This is a genomic window from Lentzea sp. (assembly GCF_036380075.1).
Classification (GTDB): domain Bacteria; phylum Actinomycetota; class Actinomycetes; order Mycobacteriales; family Pseudonocardiaceae; genus Lentzea.
In genome coordinates, this window is the sequence record NZ_DASVFL010000027.1 from 23,694 (window position 1) to 45,640 (window position 21,947).

The 21,947-nt window shown below is 71.3% G+C and carries 17 protein-coding genes; 7 read left to right on the forward strand and 10 right to left on the reverse strand.

Annotated elements, in window-relative coordinates; all coding sequences use genetic code 11:
• Positions 1 to 20: 20 nt before the first annotated feature.
• Complete coding sequence (locus VF330_RS02825) at positions 21 to 851, forward strand: DUF1963 domain-containing protein (RefSeq protein ID WP_330849887.1); 831 nt, start codon at positions 21 to 23, stop codon at positions 849 to 851.
• Here the strand turns inward: VF330_RS02825 and VF330_RS02830 are convergent.
• Complete coding sequence (locus tag VF330_RS02830) at positions 841 to 2,025, reverse strand: MFS transporter (RefSeq protein ID WP_330849888.1); 1,185 nt, start codon at positions 2,023 to 2,025, stop codon at positions 841 to 843. The two genes, VF330_RS02825 and VF330_RS02830, sit on opposite strands and share 11 nt — an antisense overlap.
• Before the next feature lie 73 nt (positions 2,026 to 2,098).
• Here VF330_RS02830 and VF330_RS02835 point away from each other — a divergent pair, with 73 nt between their 5' ends.
• A complete protein-coding gene (locus VF330_RS02835) occupies positions 2,099 to 3,079 on the forward strand; it encodes a LacI family DNA-binding transcriptional regulator (protein ID WP_330849889.1) in 981 nt (326 codons plus the stop codon).
• On the opposite strand, the gene VF330_RS02840 is transcribed toward VF330_RS02835, so the two are convergent.
• The 9 genes from VF330_RS02840 to VF330_RS02880 all read right to left on the reverse strand — a co-directional run bounded on the left by VF330_RS02840 (position 3,080) and on the right by VF330_RS02880 (position 16,379).
• A complete protein-coding gene (locus VF330_RS02840) occupies positions 3,080 to 4,021 on the reverse strand; it encodes a cellulose-binding domain-containing protein (protein ID WP_330849890.1) in 942 nt (313 codons plus the stop codon).
• On the reverse strand, positions 3,978 to 5,954 hold the full coding sequence (locus tag VF330_RS02845; RefSeq protein ID WP_330849891.1) for an RICIN domain-containing protein: 1,977 nt from the start codon (positions 5,952 to 5,954) through the stop codon (positions 3,978 to 3,980). The genes VF330_RS02840 and VF330_RS02845 overlap by 44 nt, the downstream gene beginning before the upstream one ends.
• Positions 5,955 to 6,119: 165 nt before the next feature.
• Positions 6,120 to 6,890, reverse strand: coding sequence for a hypothetical protein (locus tag VF330_RS02850; protein WP_330849892.1), 771 nt, complete (start codon positions 6,888 to 6,890; stop codon positions 6,120 to 6,122).
• Between the two features lie 292 nt (positions 6,891 to 7,182).
• Positions 7,183 to 8,685: an L-arabinose isomerase gene (gene araA / locus VF330_RS02855; RefSeq protein ID WP_330849893.1), complete on the reverse strand. Its 1,503-nt coding sequence runs from the start codon at positions 8,683 to 8,685 to the stop codon at positions 7,183 to 7,185.
• 17 nt (positions 8,686 to 8,702) lie between these two features.
• Positions 8,703 to 9,356, reverse strand: a complete 654-nt coding sequence (locus tag VF330_RS02860; protein ID WP_330849894.1) for an L-ribulose-5-phosphate 4-epimerase — start codon at positions 9,354 to 9,356, stop codon at positions 8,703 to 8,705.
• Positions 9,356 to 11,029 (reverse strand): ribulokinase, encoded by a 1,674-nt coding sequence (gene araB / locus VF330_RS02865; protein WP_330849994.1) that lies wholly within the window; start codon positions 11,027 to 11,029, stop codon positions 9,356 to 9,358. Before araB ends, VF330_RS02860 begins: the two co-directional genes overlap by 1 nt.
• 350 nt (positions 11,030 to 11,379) lie before the next feature.
• Complete coding sequence (locus tag VF330_RS02870) at positions 11,380 to 12,366, reverse strand: LacI family DNA-binding transcriptional regulator (protein WP_330849995.1); 987 nt, start codon at positions 12,364 to 12,366, stop codon at positions 11,380 to 11,382.
• Between the two features lie 108 nt (positions 12,367 to 12,474).
• The gene (locus tag VF330_RS02875) at positions 12,475 to 13,911 is read right to left on the reverse strand and encodes a family 43 glycosylhydrolase (RefSeq protein WP_330849895.1); all 1,437 of its coding nucleotides are present in this window, start codon (positions 13,909 to 13,911) and stop codon (positions 12,475 to 12,477) included.
• On the reverse strand, positions 13,908 to 16,379 hold the full coding sequence (locus VF330_RS02880; protein WP_330849896.1) for an alpha-L-arabinofuranosidase C-terminal domain-containing protein: 2,472 nt from the start codon (positions 16,377 to 16,379) through the stop codon (positions 13,908 to 13,910). The genes VF330_RS02875 and VF330_RS02880 overlap by 4 nt, the downstream gene beginning before the upstream one ends.
• A 153-nt stretch (positions 16,380 to 16,532) precedes the next feature.
• Here VF330_RS02880 and VF330_RS02885 point away from each other — a divergent pair, with 153 nt between their 5' ends.
• The 5 genes from VF330_RS02885 to VF330_RS02905 all read left to right on the forward strand — a co-directional run bounded on the left by VF330_RS02885 (position 16,533) and on the right by VF330_RS02905 (position 21,912).
• Complete coding sequence (locus VF330_RS02885; RefSeq protein WP_414675326.1) at positions 16,533 to 17,507, forward strand: ABC transporter substrate-binding protein; 975 nt, start codon at positions 16,533 to 16,535, stop codon at positions 17,505 to 17,507.
• Between the two features lie 97 nt (positions 17,508 to 17,604).
• Complete coding sequence (locus tag VF330_RS02890; protein ID WP_330849898.1) at positions 17,605 to 19,143, forward strand: sugar ABC transporter ATP-binding protein; 1,539 nt, start codon at positions 17,605 to 17,607, stop codon at positions 19,141 to 19,143.
• Entirely contained in the window at positions 19,140 to 20,123 is a 984-nt protein-coding gene (locus VF330_RS02895; RefSeq protein ID WP_330849899.1) for an ABC transporter permease, read from the forward strand. The genes VF330_RS02890 and VF330_RS02895 overlap by 4 nt, the downstream gene beginning before the upstream one ends.
• Complete coding sequence (gene yjfF / locus VF330_RS02900) at positions 20,120 to 21,082, forward strand: galactofuranose ABC transporter, permease protein YjfF (RefSeq protein ID WP_330849900.1); 963 nt, start codon at positions 20,120 to 20,122, stop codon at positions 21,080 to 21,082. The genes VF330_RS02895 and yjfF overlap by 4 nt, the downstream gene beginning before the upstream one ends.
• Entirely contained in the window at positions 21,079 to 21,912 is an 834-nt protein-coding gene (locus tag VF330_RS02905; protein WP_330849901.1) for an expansin EXLX1 family cellulose-binding protein, read from the forward strand. The genes yjfF and VF330_RS02905 overlap by 4 nt, the downstream gene beginning before the upstream one ends.
• Positions 21,913 to 21,947 lie beyond the last annotated feature (35 nt).

A 21,947-nucleotide genomic window follows, 5' to 3' on the forward strand; every position in this document is an offset into this window, starting at 1 on the left:
GTCTGCGATCATGCTCCGCCATGAACCGCTACGAACAGTTCCGCCAGACGGCGATCGACCGGGGCGTTCCGGAGGACGAGGCCGGCAGGTTCGCCGAGCACCTCCGGTTCGCGGTGTGGACGGACGAGGCCCGCGACGGCGAGGAGGTCGTCGGTCAGCTCGGCGGGCTCCCCCGGTTACCCGCCGGCACGGAGTGGCCGGGCGCGCTGCCGTTCATCGGCTCCGTCGACTGCGCGGCACTCCCCCTGGCCGAAGGACTCCCCCTGCCCGCCGACGGGTCGCTGCTCTTCTTCCTCCACCACGAGGAGGACATGGAGGCGGTGGAGGACAACGACGGCGAGTCGGACTACTCGCTGGTCCTGCACGTCCCGGCGGGCGTGGAAACCGAAGTGGTCGCCTCACCGCGCGACCCCGGCAGCACGACGCACTTCATGGAGCCCCTACCGTTCCTCCTCCCCGAGCGCCGGATCACCGCCTGGGTCCAGCCGGAGCTGCCGCGGTGGCTGGAGAACCGCGACGCCGAGCACCAGCCGGACGCGGTGAAGGAGCTGCTCGACGAGCTGAAGCACGTCGAGCAGCTGCGTGACCTGGTCGGCGAGCTCTGGCCGGCACCCGGCCGCGGCTCGTCTTTGCGCTTCGGCGGGTACTGCAGCGAGCACGGCAGCTCGGACGGCCCGTTCACGCAGATGGCGAACGGCTCGGACGAGCAACGGCTGGTCCGGGAATGGGCGGTGCTCGCCCAGTTCGACACGCAGAGCGAGTTCTACTACGGGTGTTTCCTGATCACGCTCGAGGACCTCGCCGCCCAGCGCTTCGAGGCGATGCGCTCTTTCACGATGTTCACGGAGTAGAAGACTCCTTCACCGGCTTCAGCATCGGCACGAGCGCCAAAGCCGGCAACAACAACATCGGCACGATCAGCAAGGCCCGCAGCACGCCCACCTCGTTCCCCAGGAACCCGACCAGCGGCGGCCCGGCGAGAAAAGCCGTGTAGCCGATGACCGCGACCACCGAGACGCGAGCCGCGGCACGTGCGGGGTCGTCGGCGGCGGCGCTCATCCCCACGGGGAACCCGAGCGCGGTGCCGAGGCCCCACACGCCGACACCCACGACCGCCACGAGAGCGGACGACGCGAACACCGCCACGGCCACGCCGGCGGCCGCCAGCACCATCGACAGGGCGATCGCCGGCACCCGGCCCCAGCGGTCCAGCAGGATCGTGCCGAAGATCCGGCCGAACGTCATGGTCGTGACGAACACGCCGAAGACCAGGGCGCCCAGGGCCGGGTCGAACTCGTGGCCGTCGATGAACGCGACCGCCACCCAGTCGTTCGCGGTGCCCTCGGTGAACGCCAGCACCAGGACGAGCAGGCCGATCAGCAACGTGCGGGGCTCGCGCCACGCCGCCAGGACGCCGCTGCCCCTGCCGTGGTCCGCCTCACCCGCGAACCGGTACGTCCGCGCCGCGACCAGCGTGCCGCCGGCCACCACCACGGCCACCACGGCGAGGTGCGCGGTCACGGGCAGCACGGCCCACGCCGCGAAGGACGCCATGCCGGCCGCCGCAACGGTGCCAAGGCTCCACATCGCGTGGAAGCGCGGCATCACGGTCTTGCCGATGGCGCGTTCGACCTCCGCGGCCTCGACGTTCATCGCCACGTCGCAGAGGCCGGAGCCGTAGCCGAGGGTGAAGATGCCGATCGCCGTCAGCCACGGCGACGGGTACGCGCCGATGCCGACGCCCGCCACGGCCAGTCCCACCGCGACCGTCACGGCCGAGACCGACACCGTCAGCTTGGGCCGCAGGCGGTGCGTCACCTCGCCGGCGGTGAGCATCGCCAGGCAGGCGCCGAACGACATGGACAGCAGCAGGAGACCCAGTGCGCCGGGCGTGAGGCCCAGGGCGTCGCGGGCGGCGGGGACCCTGGCGAACCACGTCGCCACGGCGACGCCGTTGAGCCCGAAGGTGACCGCCACCCCCGCGGCGGCGGCTCGAACCTGGTTGCGGGGCACCGTGACCGACATCCCGGTTCTCCTTTCTCGATACATGAAGTGCTTACCCCACACATGGAAGCGCTTCCACCGCAATACTGACCGGATGACGGAACACACCGCCACGCTGGACGACGTGGCCCGGGCCGCGGGCGTGTCCCGGGCCACCGCCTCACGTGTCGTCACGGGACAGGGACCGGCATCGCAGCGGGCACGCGACAGGGTAACCGCGGCGGTGGCCGCGCTGGGGTACGTACCGGACGCGTCCGCACGCGCGCTGGTCACCCGTACGGGCACGCGCCTCGCCATCGCCGTCATCGGCCACACCGCGGCCGTGCTCGACGACCCGTACGTCGGGCGCGTGCTGACGTCGGCGGCGCACGTCGCCTCCGAGCGCGAGGTCGGTGTCTCACTGCACTGGCTACCCCTGGACGACCCCGGTTCACTCGCACGCCTCGCCGACGGGCGCGGGCTCGGGGGCCTGGTGGTGGTGAACCCGACGCGCCCGGCGCTCGACGCCGTGCCGCGCAGCCTGCGCGGGCGGGTCGCCGCGGTCGGGGTCGGCGCCCGTCACGTGCCGTCGTTCGACGTCGACAACCGCTCCGGCACCGACGGGGTCGTGCGGCACCTGGTCCGCACCGGCCGGCGCCGGATCGCGATGGTGACCGGTCCGTCGTGGCTGCCGTGCGGTGAGCGGGCGGTCGAGGCGTACCGGCGGGTGCTGCGCGACACCGGCGACCGGCCGAGGGTGGTGCCCGGCGACTTCACGGCCGCCCGCGGCACCGCGGCGGCCATGGAGATCATGGCGCGGTGGCCGGACACCGACGCGGTGTTCGCGCTCAGCGACCTCACCGCGCTCGGTGTCCTCGACGGACTGGCCGCGCTCGGCCTGCGGGTGCCGGACGACGTGGCGGTTGCCGGGTTCGACGACATCGCGTTCGCCGGTCTCGTCCGCCCGGCGCTCACGACGAGCACGCACCCGGTCGAGCAGATCGCCACGGCCGCGGCGGTCTCCGTGCTCGACCGCCGCGACATCAGTGGTGCCACGTTCTACCCGTCCACGCTCGTCGTGCGGGACAGCGCGTGATCACTCCACGGAGCACGACCTGCCGTTCAGGGTGAACGCTCCCGGGACCGGGTTCGGGCCGCGCAGCGTGCCGTTGAACCCGATCAGCACCGACGCGCCGGGCTGGATCTGCGGGTTGTAGTCGGCGTTGACCGCGGTGACGGCCGCACCGGACTGGCGCGGGGTCGCGTTCCACATGTCCCGGACGGTCTGGCCGCCCGCGAACGTCCACCGCGCCGTCCAGCCGTTGACCGCCGTGAAGCCGGTGTTGCGCACGACCACGTTGGCCTGGAACCCGCCCGGCCACTCGCCGGTGACCCGGTAGGAGACGGCACAGGCCCGCGCGACCGGGGGCGTCGTGGTGCGCGCGGGAGCGGTGGTCGTCACCGGGACCGGGAGCGGGACGACCTTCGCCGTCGTCGTCCGTTGCGCGGCGGTGGACGACGGCGTGGCGTTCGACCCGTCGCACGGCGGTCCCCACATGCCCCTGTCGGCCGCGGCGGCCTCGGCCTCCACGCTCAGCAGCGGTCCGTCCTCGGCTCTGAGCGCGCCCGACCGGACCGCCAGCAACGCGTAGTCCGTGCCGTCCTCCAGCGTCAGCTCGACCTCGCCGGGCGTCGACGTGGTGACGCGGACGGCGCTGGCGAGCAGGGTCGACCGGGCGAAGGCGAGCGCGCCCTCCGCGGCACACCCGGTCGGCGTCACGAGCCCCGCCACCCGCACCCGGGTGCCGTCGGCAAGCTCGACGGTCCTGCCGTCGAGGACGTCCCGCACGAAGTGCAGCGCGCCCTGCCAGCGCACTCCCTGGTTCACGAGCGTGGGCGGCTTCAGCGGCACGCGCGTGGGCGGCGGCACCGGCTGCGTCGCGGGTTCGGCCGTGCAGGCGCAGGTGAGCAGGACCAGCGCCGCCAGCAGGCCGCTAGCCGCGCGCAACGGACGTCGCAGACCAGCGCTGGTTGGCACCCGAGGTCGCGTGGTAGAGCCCTATCCGGGCACCGTCCTCACGCGACTCGCCGACCACGTCCAGCAGGCTTCCGCTCTCGGCGTTGACGAACGTCCACGTGCCGTCCCCCGTGGACGACAGCACCCACCGCGCGGCCGGACCGTCGGACGAGGTCAGCACCGCGGCGCCGGCCGCGGCCGCGATCCGCTGTCCCGTGGCGGCGTTGACGATCGAGAACCGGGCCTGGCTGCTGTAGCCGCCCGACAGCCGCTCCACGCGCCACACCTGGTCCGCGGCGGCGAGGTCGGTGGTGCGCTGGACGAGCGAGGTGCCCGACGGCGCCAAGGACTTGCCGCTCTGCGCGCCGGTGAGCCGGTACTCGCCGCCGAGAGCGGCCGCGCCGTTGACGCCGCGGACACCGCTCACCTCGAACGTGGTGACCGACCTGGCCGGCACCGGGAGCGTCGCCTTGCGGTCCTGGACGCGCACCGCGGCACCCTTGACCAACGCGCCGTGCCGGTCCGTCACGACCGGCCGGACCGAAGCACCCGGCCGCACCGACGCGAACGCCGACAGGTCGAGCGTCACGGACTGCGCCTGGTCGGACTTGTTCAGGTGCACCAACGATTTCAGCTCATCGCCGCGCACGGCCGCGACGTCGGTGGTGGTGTCGACCTTCACCAGCCGGTCCCCCGGTTCGACGTAGTGCGTGAAGTTGCGGAGGGTGTGGAACTTCGTGTTGACGCGCGCCGGGCACGTCGCGAGCGTGTCCCGCGGCCCGCAGTCGAACGGGATCTGCACCACGCCCCAGTTCATGCCGTCCGGCGACTCGGCGCCGGGTTTCATGTTGTCGTAGTCCTCGACCGCTTGCCACAGCAGCCATGCGCGCGGTTCGAGCTCGCGCAGGTCGTCGATCACGCGCTCGGCGATGCCCAGACCGGGGTCCATGCTCGTGAAGCTCTGGCCGGTGCCCCAATGGCCGTCGACCTCGCTCATCCACAACGGCTTGCCCGAACCCTTGGCGATGTCGCGGGCGGACGTGCGGCGGGCCGTGCCGTAGGTGTGCACGTTCAGCTGCCCGACCTGCGCGCGTGCCGAGGCCGGGTAGCCCGCCCAGTCGTCCGCGAAGGTGCCGGGGTTGGTCTCGTCCGGTGCCGACACGGACGCCCGGAGTCCGTTGGCGCGCAACGCTTCCGCCATCGCGGGCAGCACCTTCGCCTGCAGCGCCGGGCCGAGGTGGGCGCCTTCCTGGCGGCCGCCGGTCGGGTTGCCGTCCGGGCCGAGGGTCGTGCGCCAGTACGAGGTGTTGGGCTCGTTGAACGGGTCGACGGTGGCGAACCGGATGCCGTGTGCGCGTTCGAGCTCCGCCGTCGCCTGCGCGAGGTAGGAGGCGAAGTCGCCGATCCGGTCCTCGCGCAGCTGGTCCGCGTCCGGGTCGAAGCCGCCGGAGACGTAGCCGCTCACGGTCTGGAACCACGGCGGCGAGTTGCTGAACGACTCCCACCGCGTCACGTCCTTCTTGACCCGGTCCACCCACCACCGCTGCCGCGGGTCCGCCGCGGCGTCGAAGAACCGCGCGTCGCCGGGCTTCCACCAGTCGGTGTCGGTGCGGGTCGTGCCTGCCGGGGCCTTCCACCAGCCGGGCACCGCGGCGCCGGCGCGGAGGTACGGCGGCACGTCCGGGGCGTTGCCGCCGCCGATGTTGTAGCGGGCGATGTTCAGGTTCAGGCCGTCCTCGCCGAAGAGCAGCTCCGCCAGCCGGTCGCGGATCTCGTCCGGGTAGCCGCCGGTGGCGTTCGCGAACCACACGAGGCTCGTTCCCCAGCCCTGGAACGGCTCCTGCCGGTAGGCCGGGTCCGGCCGCACCACCACGGACTCGGCCGCGACCGCGGTGGCCGGGGCGGTGGTGAGCGCGAGTGCCGAAACGGCGAGCAGAGCGAGAAGTCGAGGCATCGGTTCTCCGTTGAACGCTCAATGTTCGCGCTAACATCTATCGAGAACCTACTGGCGCGTCAAGGGCCTGACGGACGGTGGCGCGTACCGTCCGGCAGGACCTCTTCCCAGAGACGCTCGCCCCGCCGGGAAGGCGGGGGCCTGACGCTGACACCCCGAGGGGGGCTACTTCAGCGAGCAGGTGGCGAAGCGCTCCAGACCCTCCGGCCGCGCCTGGACGCGGCCGATGGCCGTCTCGATGCGGTTCAGCGCCGCGACGCGCTTGTCCGCCAACGGGCCCAGGATCGCGTTCTGCACGAAGTTCGGCCCGCCCTCACCGGCGGAGGTGCGCAACCGGTTGTTCGCCTCGGCGATCTGCTTGTCCAGGTTCGCGAGCTCGCGCTGCACCTCGGCCTGCGCGGCCGCGGGCACGTTCTCCACCACCGGCGCCGGGCACGCGATCGCGCCGCCGCCGGCGTTGCCGCCGTTGGAAGACGTCTGCGTCGGCGCGGCGGCCTGGGAGGTCGACGGCGGCGCCGACACGGCGGGCGCCTGGCCGAGACCGCAGGTCGCGAACCTCTCCAGGCCCTCCGGCTTCGCCGCGACGCGGCCGATGGCCGTCTCGATGCGGTTCAGCGCCGCGACGCGCTTGCTCGCCAGCGGACCGAGGATCGCGTTCTGCACGAAGTTCGGGCCACCCTCACCGGCGGACGTGCGCAGCCGGTTGTTCGCCTCGGCGATCTGCTTGTCCAGGTTGGCCAGCTCGCGCTGCACCTCGGCCTGGGCCGCGGCGGGCACCGCCGGGACCACGGGCTGAGGACACGCGATCGAGCCGGTCACCTCCTCGCCGCCGGCGAAGGCGACGGCGGCGGTCACCGCGGTCAGCGTGGCGGCGACCGCGACTCCGGCGATCATGATCCTCTTGCTGCGTTGCGGTCGTGCATGCGCGTTGGACATGGGCGAACCTCACGAGTAGGGGACGTTTTCTGCCGGCACAGCAGGAGTACGGCCCCGGAACGTGAAGGGTTCAACTACTTGTGAGCGTTCACAGCAGCTGGCATCCTGGCGTGGCTCTCGACGTGCCCGTGAGGTCGCGCCGGGAGTGCAGGTGAGGCGACGACGGCCCCGTCGTCTTCCCGAACGGCGGGCGGCTGTGTCCTGCCCGCCGCTGTTCGACGCGAACGGGGGCGGAGCCCACCGGGAGTTCCCGATGTGCTCCGCCCCCGTCGCCAGCGGACGGCCCGTCGCGTCAGACGATGCCCGACGCCAGGCGGTGGTACGCGGCGTTCCAGCGCAGCCGGTCGAAGAACGACGCGGGCGTCGTCTCCGCGTCGATCAGCACGAGCTCCGTCGCGGCCATCTGCGCGAAGTCCCGCAGCACCTCGGCTCCGACGGCCTGCGTCATCACCGTGTGGTGCGGCCCGCCCGCCGTGAGCCAGCACTCCGCGGACGTCGAGAGCGACGGCGCGGGCTTCCACACGGCGCGCGCGACGGGCAGCTTCGGCAGCGGCTCGTCCGGCGGGACGACCGTGACCTCGTTGGCCACCAACCGGAAGCGGTCGCCGAGGTCGGCGAGGCCGATCGTGACGGCGGGGCCGGGAGCGGCGTCGAACACCAGCCGGACCGGGTCCTCGCGGTCTCCGATGCCGAGCGGGTGGATCTCGCACGACGGCTGGTCGCCGGCGATCGTCGGGCACACCTCCAGCATGTGCGCGCCGAGGATCTTCGGCTCGCCCGGCCCGAAGTGGTAGGTGTAGTCCTCCATGAACGACGTGCCACGGCCGATCCCGGCGCCCATCGCCTTCACGGCCGCGAGCAAGGCCGAGGTCTTCCAGTCGCCCTCGCCGCCGAAGCCGTAGCCGTCGGCCATGAGCCGCTGCACGGCGAGGCCCGGCAGCTGCCGCAACCCGCCCAGGTCCTGGAAGTTCGTGGTGAACGCCCCGAACCCGCCGTCGTCGAGGAACGACCGCAGCCCGATCTCGATGCGGGCGGCGTAGCGCAGCGAGTCGTGCCGCTCTCCCCCGCGCGCGAGCTCCGGGCTCAGCCGGTAGGCCTCGGCGTAGTCGGTGACGAGCAGGTCGATGTCCGCGTCGGCCACCGCGTCGACCACGGCCACCAGGTCGTTGACGCCGTAGGTGTTGACGGAGACGCCGAAGCGCAGCTCCGCCTCGACCTTGTCGCCCTCGGTCACGGCGACGTCGCGCATGTTGTCGCCGAAGCGGGCGAGCCGCAGCGACCGCAGGTGCGCGCGACCGGCGGCGGCGCGCGCCCACCCGTCGATCCGTTCCGCCACCAGCGGGTCGCTCGCGTGCCCGGCGATCGTCTTGCGGGCCACCCCGATCCTGGTCTGCACGTAGGCGAACTCGCGGTCGCCGTGCGCGGCCTGGTTGAGGTTCATGAAGTCCATGTCGATGGTGGACCACGGCAACGCCTCGTTGAGCTGCGTGTGCAGGTGCAGCAACGGCTTGCGCAGCAGGTCCAGCCCGGTGATCCACATCTTCGCCGGGGAGAACGTGTGCATCCACGCGATCACGCCGACGCACGACGGGTCGTTGTTCGCCTCCTGCATGACCCCGCGGATGGCGCCGGAGTCGGTCAGCACCGGCTTCCAGACGATCTCCGTGCTGATCCGGCCGGAGTCGGCCAGCATCCGCGCGATCTGCTGGGACTGGGCCGCGACCTGGTCGAGCGTCTCGGGGCCGTAGAGGTGCTGGCTGCCGGTGAGGAACCAGATCTGGGGCTTGTCCGGCATGTGCTCTCCTTCTGGGCTCACTGGCCGTAGACGTTCTGGTAGCGCTCGTAGAGCTGGTCGACGTGCTCTTGCGCGATCACCTCGGGCTTGCCGAGCTGGAGTGCGAAGTGGACGGTCCGCGCGACGTCCTCCAGGAGCACGGCGGCCTTCACCGCGGCACGGGCCGTCGCGCCGACCGTGAACGGGCCGTGGTTGCGCATCAGCACGGCCCTGGACCTGCTGGTGCGCAACGTCTCGACGATGCCCCTGCCGATCGAGTCGTCGCCGATCAGCGCGAACGGCCCGACCGGGATGTCCCCGCCGAACTCGTCCGCGATCATCGTGAGCACGCACGGGATGGGCTCGCCGCGGGCGGCCCACGCTGTGGCGTAAGGAGAATGCGTGTGCACGACACCGCCGACGTCCGGCATGTGCCGGTAGACGTAGGCGTGCGCCGCGGTGTCGGAGGACGGCGCGAGCTCACCCTCCACCAACGTGCCGTGCAGGTCCGTCACGACCATCGCGTGTGGACCCAGCTCGTCGTAGGACACCCCGGACGGTTTGATCACCATCAGGTCGTGGCCGGGCACGCGCGCCGACACGTTGCCCGCCGTCCAGGTGACCAGCTCGTAGCGCGTCAGCTCGCGGTGCAGCTCGGCGACAGTGCGGCGCAGCTCCGTCGTGGCGGACATCAGCTCTTCCCCTCCAGGGCGGTGCGCCGGTAGCCGCGCAGCCGGTGCATGACATCGTTGGCACCGCGGCCGAAGTAGTCGTGCAGCTCGAGGTAGTCGTCGAAGAGCCGTTGGTACGCCTCGACGTTCTCCGGCACCGGCGTGAAGGCGTCGCGCGTCACCGACCCCATCGCGGCGGCCGCCGCGCGGATGTCCTCATAGGACCCCGCCGCCACCGCGGCGTGCATGGCGGAGCCGAGGGCCGGGCCCTGCGCCGAGCCGATCACCGACAGCGGCAGGTTCACGACGTCGGCGTAGATCTGCATCAGCAACGGGTTCTTGAGCAGCCCGCCGGCGATCACGAGCTCGGTCACCGGCACGCCCGCGTCGGTGAAGGCGTCGATGATGACGCGCGTGCCGAACGCCGTGGCCTCCAGCAGAGCGCGGTAGATGTCCTCGGCCTTGGTGGCGAGCGTCTGGCCGACGACCACACCGGACAGCTCGTGGTCGACGAGCACGGACCGGTTGCCGCTGTGCCAGTCGAGCGCGACGAGCCCGTGCTCGCCGACCGCCTGCCGCGCGGCCAGTTCGGTCAGCAGCTCGTGCACGGTGATGCCGCGCTCGGCCGCCTGCTCGTGGTAGGCGGGCGGCACCTGGTTGCGCAGGAACCACGCGAAGATGTCGCCGACGCCGCTCTGCCCTGCCTCGTACCCCCACAGCCCCGGCACGATGCCGCCGTCGACGACACCGCACATGCCCGGCACGTCGCGCAGCACGTCGCCGCTCATGACGTGGCACGTGGACGTGCCCATGATCGCGACCATCTGGCCGGGCTCGACGGCCCGCGCGGCGGGGGCGGTGACGTGCGCGTCGACGTTGCCGACCGCGACCGCGATCCCCTGCTTCAGGCCGGTCCACGCCGCGGCCTCGGCGGTGAGCTCGCCCGCCTTGCCGCCGAGCGGCGACAGCGGGTGGTCGAGCTTGTCGGCGACGAAGGTCTCGAAGTCGGGGTTGAGGTTCTTGAGGAACTCGGCGCCGGGGTAGGCGCCGTCCTGGTGGATGCCCTTGTACCCGGCGGTGCAGGCGTTGCGGGTGTAGGTGCCCGTGAGCTGCCAGATGATCCAGTCCGCCGCCTCGACCCAGTGCTCCATCGCGGCGTAGACCTCGGGCGCCTCCTCCAGCACCTGCAGGCCCTTGGCGAACTCCCACTCCGACGAGATGAGCCCGCCGTAGCGCGCGAGCCACGGCTCCTTGCGCTGGCGGGCCAGCTCGTTGATCCGGTCCGCCTGCGGCTGGGCGGCGTGGTGGCGCCACAGCTTGATGTAGGCGTGCGGGTTCCCGGCGAACTCGGGCAGCTCGCACAACGGCGTGCCGTCGGCGGTGACCGGCACCATCGTGCAGGCGGTGAAGTCGGTCCCGATGCCGACCACCTGGTCCGCGGAGATCCCGGCCGCCTCGACGGCCTGCGGGACGGCGGTGCGCAGGACGTCGAGGTAGTCTGCCGGAACCTGCAGCGCCCACTCCGGCGGCAACGGCCGGCCGGTGGCGGGCAGCACCTGGTCCACGACACCGTGGCGGTAGTCGTGCACAGCGGTGCCGAGCTCGGCGCCGTCGCGAACGCGCACGACCACGGCGCGACCGGACAGCGTGCCGAAGTCGACACCCACCACACACGCGTCGCGGTCGATCGTCATGTCAGTCACGACCTGAGTGTTATCGCTAACAATCTGCGAGTCAAGATGCGCCCGATATATCGTCATTTCCCTGCAAGGGCGCCAAATGATGAGAGTCGTGAGCGCACGACAAAACCGGGCGCGGACCGGGTGCCTCGGGCAGCCGGCGGGCGCGGCGGGCACTCGCCTCACCTGGCGGAACGCGCAGGCAGGCCGGGGGCCGTCTGGCCGGGCAGAGCGGCCGGGAGTCCGGCACGGGTGGTGCGGTGACCGGGAAGGGACGCGGCGCGCCCACCCACCTAACGAGACGGTGGCGCGCTCACCCGCTCCACCGTCCCCGCCCCGGAACGGTTTCCACCCCGGAAAGCGTGCTACCGCGGCGGTGGCGCCACGCTCTCCCGCTTCACCAGCTTCGGCGCGACCGTGCGCCGCTGCGCCGTCGTCCCCCCGTCGCTGATCTGCTGGAGCAACAGCCCGAGCGTCTCCCGCGCCACGGCGGCGAAGTCCGGGCGCACGGTCGTCAGCGGCGGGATGAAGTACGCCGCCTCGGGCACGTCGTCGAACCCCACGACGCTGACGTCGTGCGGGACGCGGCGGCCCCGTTCGCTCATCGCCCTCAGCAGCCCCAGGGCCAGGTGGTCGTTCGAGCAGAACACGGCCGTCACCTCGGGCATCCTGGCGAGCATCTGCCCGGCCCGGTAGCCCGCCGCCGCGCTCCAGTCCGCCGTCACGACCGGGGGCACCTCGGCGCCCGCGGCGTCCAGGGCCGAGCGCCAGCCGTCGACGCGGCCGGCCGCGTCGAACCAGTCGGCGGGACCGGACACGTGCCACACCGTCTCGTGCCCCGCCTGGAGCAGGTGCATCGTCGCCTCGAACGCGCCGGCGCCCTGGTCGACGGTCACCAGCGCGGTCGGGCGGTCCGGGTCGCCGTCCACCGTCACCAGCGGCACGCCCGCGGGCACGTCGGCCAGCGCGTCGGCGGCCGACGACGTCGGGGCGATCACCACGATGCCGGCCACGCGCTGGTCGCGGTGGCGTTCCACGGCGGCGGCGATGGAGGCGCGGTCGAGGACCTTCACCCTGCCGACGCTGACCGCGAACCCGGCCTCGGCCGCCGCCTCCTCGAAGGCGGACAGCAGCGAGGCCGGGCCATACAGCGTCGAGTTCTGCGCCACCACGCCGATCAGCTGGGTCTTGCCGGTCACGAGCGCGCGGGCGGCGCGGTTGGGCCGGTAGTCCAGCTCCTTGATGGCCGCCTGCACCCGCAGCCGGGTCTGCTCGCGGACGTTCGGGTGGTTGTTGAGCACACGCGAGACCGTCTGGTGCGACACCCCGGCGAGTCGTGCGACATCGGTCATCGCGGGGTCACGCGAGGTCTTCTCCACTAGCGGTCTCCGATCCTTGATCTGCGCCGGTGATGTTAGCGATAACACCAGGTCGGCATCGATGCAGTGCTCATTGTCCACTCATCCGAGACGGAATGTGGCACGTCGGCGCGCGTCGCGGTCACCACCCGGTTCCGCCACGACCAGGCGACCGTTGTCGTGCGCGAGGTACGTGTTCGTGCCGACGCGGAGCGAGACCGCGGCGCTGTCGGCAAGTCCCGGTACCCGCACGAAACTCGCCGCCCGGCCGAAGGCGTCCGTGTCCTCGAACGGGTCGATGCGGATCGAGCCTGAGTCGGCTCGCACGTACCGGTCCGGGAAGTTCACCGACTGCAGCGCGACCGTGCCGGAACCGAGAAGTCCCGGTACGAACCGGAACTGCGAGTCGGCGACCTCGCGGACGTTGCCGTCCACCCGCAGCCGGTACTCGTAGTGCCGCACCACCAGCGCCGGGGCGTCCACAGGGGACAGCCGCACGATCGGCCCGCCCCGACCCACGGGCACGCCGAACGACGGCGTGCCGTCGACGTTCCAGTGCAGCTTCTGCACGCGGGTGTGCCGGTTCGGGTCGAACAGCGGGTCGCCGGTGATGTCGCGGTAGTCGCGCGCGTGGTAGACGAGCACGTCGGTGGTGCCGACCGTGGTGAACGAGTTGTGCCCAGGCCCGTACTGCGAGGTCGGCGCGTGCGTCGTGAACACCGGCGACGGCGACTTGGTCCACGACCGCGCGTCGAGCAGGTTCGCGTTCTCGTCGGCGGTCAGCAGGCCCATGCAGTAGCGGGCGTCGGTCGCGCTCGCCGAGAACGTCACGAACACGCGGCCGTTGCGGACCAGCACCGCGGGCCCCTCGTTGACCTTGAAGCCCTGCACCTCCCACGGCAGCGTGGGCGTCGCGATCCGCACCGGCGCGGTGCGCAGGGCCAGCGGCGAAGCCATCTCGGCGAGGTAGAGGTTGGTGTTGGTGTCGATGCCGGGTTCGTTCTGCGCCCACAGGAAGTAGCGCTTGCCGCGGTGCGCGAACGTGGTGGCGTCGAGGGTGAACGTGTCCCACGCCGTCACCATCTGCCCGCGCAGCACCCACCCGCTCTCGCGCGGGTCGGCGTTGACGGACTCGAGCACGTAGGTGCGGATGCGGAACGGCTCGTCCTTGTCCCCCGCGGCGAAGTAGACGTACCACTTGCCGTCGATGCGGTGCAGTTCCGGAGCCCAGATGTAGCCGCCCATCGCGCCGGAGGCCGGGCGACGCCAGATCGTGCGTTCGCGGGCGGACGACAGACCGTCCAGTGTGGACGCGCCACGGATCACGACCCGGTCGTACTCCGGGACGGACCCGGTGAGGTAGTACATGCCGTCGGTCGGCGGGGTGACGAACGGGTCGGCGCGCTGCTCGACCAGGGGGTTGCCGGTCGGCAGCCCGGCGGGCGGGTCGTCGGCGGCGGTGGCGGGTGCGGCGGAGGTGAGCGCGCCGGTCGCGGCCAGCAGGCCGCCGGTCGCGAGCAGGGATCGTCGGGTGATCACGAGCGGCTCCTGATCCGGAGGAACGTGACGGAGTTCGGCGGGAACGTGTGCGTGAAGCTGCTCGCCACCCGCACCTGCTCGGAGCGGGGGCGGATCGGCTGGGTGAACTCGGTGTTCACGTCGTCGGGCCGGCCCTGCAGCACGGTCGCCCGCGCCGTGGAGGCCACCGGGACGCCGAGGTCGATCCGGGTGCGAGCGGCGTCGTCCTGGGCGTTGACCACCTTGACGACGAGCTCGCCGGTGGCGAGGTCGCGGGTGACGACCTGGCGGAACGGCTCGGCGACGGCGTCGTCGGTGAACTCGCCCCACTTCCGGCCGTCGAGGTAGAGCGCGACGTGGCGGCCGCGGACCTCGACCCGGACGTCGTAGGTGCGGCCGGCGTCGATCCGGGTGCCGTCGGAGACCAGGACGCTCTTGCCGCCGCCGGCCGCCTTCTCGACCGCGGACCGGGTGTTGTTCCAGCCGCCGAGGTTCCACCAGTAGTAGTTGCCGGTGTCCTGCACGCCGAACGCGACGAGGAAGCCCTCACGGCCGGACTGCTTGGTGGCCTTGACGTTCAGCGTGTAGTCCTGCCACGTCCTGTCCCCCGCCGTGACGAGCGCGTCCTCGGCGGCGGCGTCGGACTGGACGTACGCGCCGTTCACGACGTTCCACGCGCCACGACCGGACTTCGTCCACTTCTCGTCGGTGCCGGAGAAGTCGTCGGCGAACAGCGCCTGGCCGGACGCGCCGGTCACGGTCACGTCGTCGTAGATCGCGGCCGTCGCCCACGTCGAGAGCCCGATCGCGCCCGAGATGGGCGCCTCGGCCGACGGCGTGGCGGAGGCGGTGCTGGGCACGACGTGGTCGCCGACGTTGTTCATGAAGAGCTTCTGGACCTCGTAGCTCGCCGAGCCCCACGACGCGTGGTTGTTGAACCAGATCATGTCCGGCCGCCACTGCACGTAGTCCTCGTTGGACAGCAGCGGCGCGTAGGAGGCGAGCTTCACGACGTCGGCGTTGCGCTCCAGGCCCGTCATGAACGCGGCCTCGCTCAGCGCGTTGAAGAACGTGTTGTCCTGCGAGGCGTACTCGCCGAGGAACACCTTCGGACCGGTGCGGTCGTAGGAGTCGTAGCGGTCGTTGTTCTCCAGGAACCAGCTCGGGCTGTTGTAGTAGTGCTCGTCCACCATCTTGACACCGGCCTGCCTGTTGAGCTGCCAGAGGCGGTCGAACGTGCCGCCGGTGTCGTCCGGGCCGGAGTTGCCGACGACGGTGATGTCGGGGTACCGCGCGTTGATCGCCGTGCGGAACTCGGTGAACCGCGCGAAGTACTCGTCCGGCAGGGTCTCCTCGTTGCCGACGGCGAGGTGCGTGAGCTTGAACGGCCCGGGGTGGCCCATCTCCGCGCGCTTGCGGCCCCAGGTCGAGTCGGCGGGACCGTTGGCGAACTCGATCAGGTCCAGCGTGTCCTGGATGTGCCGTCGCAGCAGCGCGGGGTCGTCGGTGACGCGGTTCTGGCCGCAGCCGGTGACGAGGGCGGGCACGACGGGCAGCGGCATGGCGCCGACGTCCTCGGAGAACTGGAAGTACTCGTAGTAGCCGAGGCCGTAGGACTGGTTGTAGCCCCAGAAGTTCCAGTTGGTGGCGCGCTGCTCGACCGGTCCGATGGTGTCCTTCCACTGGTAGGAGCGACGGCGTTCCCAGTTCGGCGCGTCGTAGCCGTGGTGGCTGCCGGTGTTGACGAGGCAGCCGCCGGGGAACCGGACGAAGCCGGGCTTCAGGGCGGCGACCTTCTCGGCGAGGTCGCGGCGCAGGCCGTGGCCCTTGAAGGTGTCCTGCGGCAGCAGCGACACCATGTCGAGGCGCAGGGTTCCCGTGCCGCCACCGGTCACGAGCAGCCGGCCGGTCGTCGTGGACTGCCTCGCGCGGATCGTGCCGGTGTAGCGGGCCCAGCCGTCGCCGCGGACCTGCACCCGCACCGGGTCGCCCAGCGGCGTTCCCGCCGGGTCGGTGAGCGTGGCGGTCAGCGGCGTCGCGGCCTGGTCCGTGCGCGCCCACACCGAGAAGTCGTAGCGCTGCCCTTGCTGCACGGCGATTCCGCTGTTGTAGCCGGAGTTGATGACGCCGGCGGGCAAGCCGAGCCTGAGGTAGCGGCGGTTGCGCTCGTTCAGGCGGCCGGTGTCGTCGGCGACGTCGACCGTGCCGCTGTGCGGCGCCCACGACGTCAGTCCGGTGTAGCCCGCGTTGTCGGCGAGGTCGTACTCGAACGAACGGTTCTGCACGAGCTCGGAGTACAGGCCGCCGTCCGCGGCGCGGTTGATGTCCTCGAAGAACACCCCGTACATCGAGTCGTCGATGGACGCGCCCTTCTTGCCGGCGTCGATCCGGATCGTGTAGTCGGTCTCGGCGGCCGTCCCCGAACCGGGAACGGCGACCAGCAGACTCGCCGCGAGCGCGGCGCAGACCAGGGCGTGCAAGCGAAGCACGGTTTCCTCCCCGCTCGGAAGTGAGCGTTAACATAGGACTGCGACTTCGTTACGGGCAAGGTCTTGACGCCGTAGTTGTGAACGTTCACTCTTGGCAGCCTGATACCGCGGACACGCGGTCCTGCTCCGCGACAAAGCCGTCACCCCGGAGGAATCCCAGTGCTGAAGAAGATCACGACAGTCGCCAGCGTGGTCCTGCTGAGCGCGCTCACGGCCTGTGGCTCGGGAGGTGGTGGGAGCACCGGCTCGTCCGGCGGCGACACCATCACGATGGGCTTCGCCCAGGTCGGCGCCGAGAGCGGCTGGCGCACGGCCAACACCAAGTCGATCCAGGACGAGGCGAAGGCCGCCGGCATCGACCTGAAGTTCTCCGACGCGCAGCAGAAGCAGGAGAACCAGATCAAGGCGATCCGGTCCTACATCCAGCAGAAGGTCTCCGTGATCGCGTTCAGCCCGGTCGTCGAGACGGGCTGGGACACGGTGCTGCTGGAGGCCAAGCGCGCCAACATCCCGGTGATCCTCACCGACCGGTCGATCGACTCGGACGACACCTCGCTCTACAAGACGTTCCTCGGCTCGGACTTCGTCGAGGAGGGCCGCAAGGCGGGCGACTGGCTGGTCGCCAACACCACCGGCCCCGCGAACGTGGTGGAGCTGCAGGGCACCACCGGTGCCGCGCCGGCGATCGACCGCAAGAAGGGCTTCGAGGAGAAGATCGCCTCCAAGCCGGACATCAAGGTCGTCGCGTCGCAGACCGGTGACTTCACGCGCTCCGGCGGCAAGCAGGTCATGGAGGCGTTCCTCAAGTCCCAGCCGAAGATCGACGTCGTCTACGCGCACAACGACGACATGGGTCTCGGCGCGATCGAGGCGATCAAGGCCGCCGGCAAGGTGCCCGGCAAGGACATCAAGATCATCACCGTCGACGCGGTGAAGGACGGCATGACCGCCCTGTCCAACGGCGAGATCAACTTCATCGTGGAGTGCAACCCGTTGCTGGGCAAGCAGCTCATGGACCTCGCGAAGAAGGTCGTGGCGGGTCAGGAGGTGCCGGCGCGGGTCGTGACCGAGGAGGGCACGTTCACGCAGGAGCAGGCCAAGGCCGCGCTCCCGCAGCGCCAGTACTGAGTCCCCGCCGCAGGCAGGATCCCCCAGCCCCGCGGGGCCCGTCACCCGGCGCATCCGGTGACGGGCCCCGTGGCCCCAGCGACGAAAGCCAGAGCCCATGACCGAGTCGCCGCCACCCGTCGTCGAGATGCGGGGCATCAGCCTCGCGTTTCCCGGCGTGAAGGCGTTGCAGGACGTCGACTTCCGGCTGTTCCCCGGCGAGGTGCACGCCCTCATGGGTGAGAACGGCGCCGGCAAGTCCACCCTGATCAAGACGTTGACCGGCGTGCACCGCCCCGACAGCGGCCACGTCTCGCTCGGGGGCGACGACGTGGCGTTCTCCTCCCCCGGCGAGGCCCAGCACGCCGGGATCAGCACGGTCTACCAGGAGGTCAACCTCTGCGCGAACCTCACGGTCGCGGAGAACATCCTGCTGGGCCGCGAGCCGCGCAAGCTCGGCGGCATCGACTTCCCCGCGATGCGCAGGCGGGCCGCGGAGGTGCTCGCGCGCATCGGCGTGCACATCGACCCGGCGTCGAGCCTGGGCGAGCACCCGATCGCGGTGCAGCAGCTGGTCGCGATCGCCCGCGCGATCGCGGTCGACTGCCGCGTGCTGGTGCTCGACGAACCGACGTCCAGCCTGGACGCCGGCGAGGTCGCCGAGCTGTTCCGGATCATGCGCGTGCTGCGCGACGAGGGCGTCGCGATCCTGTTCGTGTCGCACTTCCTCGACCAGGTCTACGAGATCTCCGACCGGATGACGGTGCTGCGCAACGGAAGCCTCGTCGGCGAGCACCTCACCGCGGACGTCGACCGGCGCACGCTCATCGCGCAGATGATCGGCCGCGACCTCGGCGCGCTGGAGGCGATCGAGGACGCGTCGGAGAAGCACCGGGTGAACGGTCCCGTCCTGCTGGAGGCGTCCGGTCTCGGCAAGCGCGGCGCGATCGAGCCGTTCGACCTGGAGATCCACGCGGGCGAGGTCGTCGGCCTCGCCGGTCTGCTCGGCTCCGGCCGCACGGAGCTCGCCCGGCTGCTCTTCGGCGCCGACCGCGCGGACTCCGGCAGGCTGGTCGTGGACGGCAAACCGCTGCGACTGCGCGGTCCCCGTTCGGCGATCGCGGCGGGCATCGCGTTCAGCTCGGAGGACCGCAAGGGCGAGGGTCTCGTCGCGGACCTGTCGATCCGCGACAACCTGGTGCTCGCGATGCAGGCGGCGCGCGGCTGGACGCGCCCGCTCCCCCGCCGCACCAAGGACCAGCTCGTCGAGAAGTACCTGAAGGCGCTGGACATCCGCCCCGCCAACCCGGACGCGCTGGTGCGCACCCTGTCCGGCGGCAACCAGCAGAAGGTCCTGCTGGCGCGCTGGCTCGTCACCGAACCGCGGCTGCTGATCCTGGACGAGCCGACGCGCGGCATCGACATCGGCGCCAAGGCCCAGATCCAGCAGCTCGTCACAACGCTGGCCGCCGAGGGCACCGCCGTGCTGTTCATCTCGGCGGAGCTGGAGGAGGTCGTGCGCATCGCGGACCGGATCGTGGTCCTGCGCGACCGCCGCAAGATCGCCGAGCTGGACGGGTCGGCGACGGGTGTGGACGAGGTGGTCGAGCTGATCGCGGGCGGGTCCGCGCCGGAGACCGAGAAGGTGGTGTCGTGAAGAACCGGCTGATCTGGCCGCTCGTCGCCCTGGTGGCCCTGCTGCTGCTCAACCTCGTCGTCACCCCGTCGTTCTTCGACCTGCGCATGCAGGACGGCCACCTCTACGGCGGCCTGGTCGACGTCCTCAAGAACGGCGCGCCGACCCTGCTGATCGCACTGGGCATGACCCTGGTGATCGCGACCAGGGGCATCGACCTGTCCGTCGGCGCGGTCGCCGCCATCGCCGGCGCCATCACGTGCGTCCACATCGGATCGTCCGGGGACGCGGGCACGGCCATCGCCGGCATGGCGATCGCGCTGGTGCTGTGCGCGGTCCTGGGGCTGTGGAACGGTTTCCTCGTGGCGGGGCTGGGCATCCAGCCGATCATCGCCACGCTGGTGCTGATGACCGCGGGCCGCGGTGTCGCCATGCTGGTGACCGAGGGGCAGATCGTCACCGTCAACAACACCGCCTACAAGCAGGTCGGCGCGGGGTTCGTGGTGCTGCCGACGTCCATCCTGATCAGCCTGGCGGTGCTGGGCGCGGTGGCGTTCGTGACCCGCAGGACCGCGCTGGGCATGCTCATCGAGGCGGTCGGCGTGAACCCCGAGGCCTCGCGGCTGGCCGGGGTGCGGTCGCGGACCATCATCTGGACGGTCTACGTGTTCGCCGCGGTCTGCGCGGGCATCGCCGGGCTGATGATCAGCTCGAACGTCAGCGCCGCCGACGCCAACAACGCCGGGCTGTGGATCGAGATGGACGCCATCCTCGCCGTCGTCATCGGCGGCACGTCGCTCGCGGGCGGCCGGTACTCGCTCACCGGCACGCTGATCGGCGCGCTGATCATCCAGACTCTCACCACCACCGTCTACACGATCGGCGTCGCCCCGGAGGTGACGCTGGTCTTCAAGGCGATCGTCGTCATCGCCGTGTGCCTGGTGCAGGCGCCGAAGGCCCGTGCGGCACTGAGCTTCCGGAAGGTGGCCGTCTCGTCATGACCGCTCTCGCCCAACGGGTGCCGTCGCGGTTCCTGCCCGTCATCGCGACCGTCGTGCTGTTCGTCCTCGCCTTCGGGGTCGGGTCGGCGCGCTACGACGGCTTCGCGTCCGGTCAGGTGGTCGCGAACCTGTTCATCGACAACGCCTTCCTGATCGTGCTCGCCGCCGGCATGACGTTCGTGATCCTCAGCGGCGGCATCGACCTGTCCGTCGGGTCCGTGGTCGCGCTCTCGACGATGGTCACCGCCGCGGGGCTGCGGGCGGGCTGGCCGGTGCCGCTGGTCGTGCTCGCGGTGCTGCTCATCGGCTCGACGCTCGGACTGCTGATGGGGATCGTGATCCACAAGTTCGACATCCAGCCGTTCATCGTCACGCTGGCCGGCATGTTCCTGGCCCGCGGGCTGTGCTTCCTGATCAGCGTCGAGTCGGTGTCGATCAAGAACAGCACGTTCCGCGACGTCGCCACCGCCGCGATCGAGCTGCCCGGCGGCGTCACCATCACCTACAACGTCGTGATCGCGCTGCTGGTCGTGCTCGCCGCGATGTACGTGCTGCACCGCACGCGCTTCGGCCGCACGGTCTACGCGGTCGGCGGCAACGAGTCGTCCGCGTTGCTGATGGGTCTGCCGACCGCGCGCACCAAGGTCGGCGTCTACGTCATCAGCGGGTTCTGCTCGGCGCTGGCGGGCCTGCTGTTCAGCCTGTACATGCTCTCCGGCTACGGCCTGCACGCCGTCGGCATGGAGCTGGACGCCATCGCGGCCGTCGTCATCGGCGGGACGCTGCTGGCGGGCGGCGTCGGGTACGTGCTCGGCGGCGTCGTCGGGGTGCTGGTGCTCGGCACGATCCAGACGCTGATCTCGTTCCAGGGCACGCTCAGCTCGTGGTGGACGAAAATCGTCATCGGTGTCCTGCTGCTGGTGTTCATCGCCGTGCAGCGGACTATGGTTCGGCGGTGAGACGCACCGGTCCCGTTCTGTTCGTCCTGGTCGCGCTCGTCGCGATCCTCGGCGTGGCGGTGCTGCGCGACCGGCCGGGCGTCGCGGGTGCTCCCGTGGCGGCGGCCGGCGTGAGCACCGCGCCCGCGACCACCGCACCCACCACCACGACCACCGCGGTCACGAGCACCACGACGACCACGCCACCGGCGACCACCACCACCCGGCCGGCGGCGCCCGTCCTGGCCGGGAAGGTCAAGCCGGGCGAGGAGCGGTCCGGCATCGCGACGTTCTACGACTCCGACGGCGGCGGCGCCTGCTCCTACACCCCCGGCCCGGACCCCCTCACCACGGCGATCAACGCGCCGGACTTCGAGGGCTCCGCCGCCTGCGGCGCGCACCTGCTGGTGAGGTCCGGCGGCAAGAGCGTCACCGTGCGGGTTACGAACCTCTGCCCGGAGTGCCGGTCCGGTCATCTCGACCTGAGCGCGCAGGCGTTCGCCCAGCTCGCGCCGCCCGTGAAGGGCGAGATCCCGATCACCTGGACGCTGGTCAGCCCGCAGACGCAGAAGCCGGTCGCGATCCGCTACAAGTCCGGCTCCAGCCAGTACTGGTGCGGGATCCAGGCGATCGACCACCGCAACACCGTCGCACGGCTGGAGGTCCGGGCCGGCGGCCAGTGGCGGCAGCTGAAGCGCGCCGACTACAACTACTTCCTCTCCGAGACCGGCGCGGGCTGCGGCGGTGCCCTCGCGATCACCGACGTCTACGGCGAACGCCTGGAGGTCCCGGCGCTGCCGGTGCGGCCCGACGCCGTGCAGACCACGAACGTGCAGTTCGCCGCGCACTGACCTGCGGGGGAATGCGAGCTGCGCCAGAATCGTTG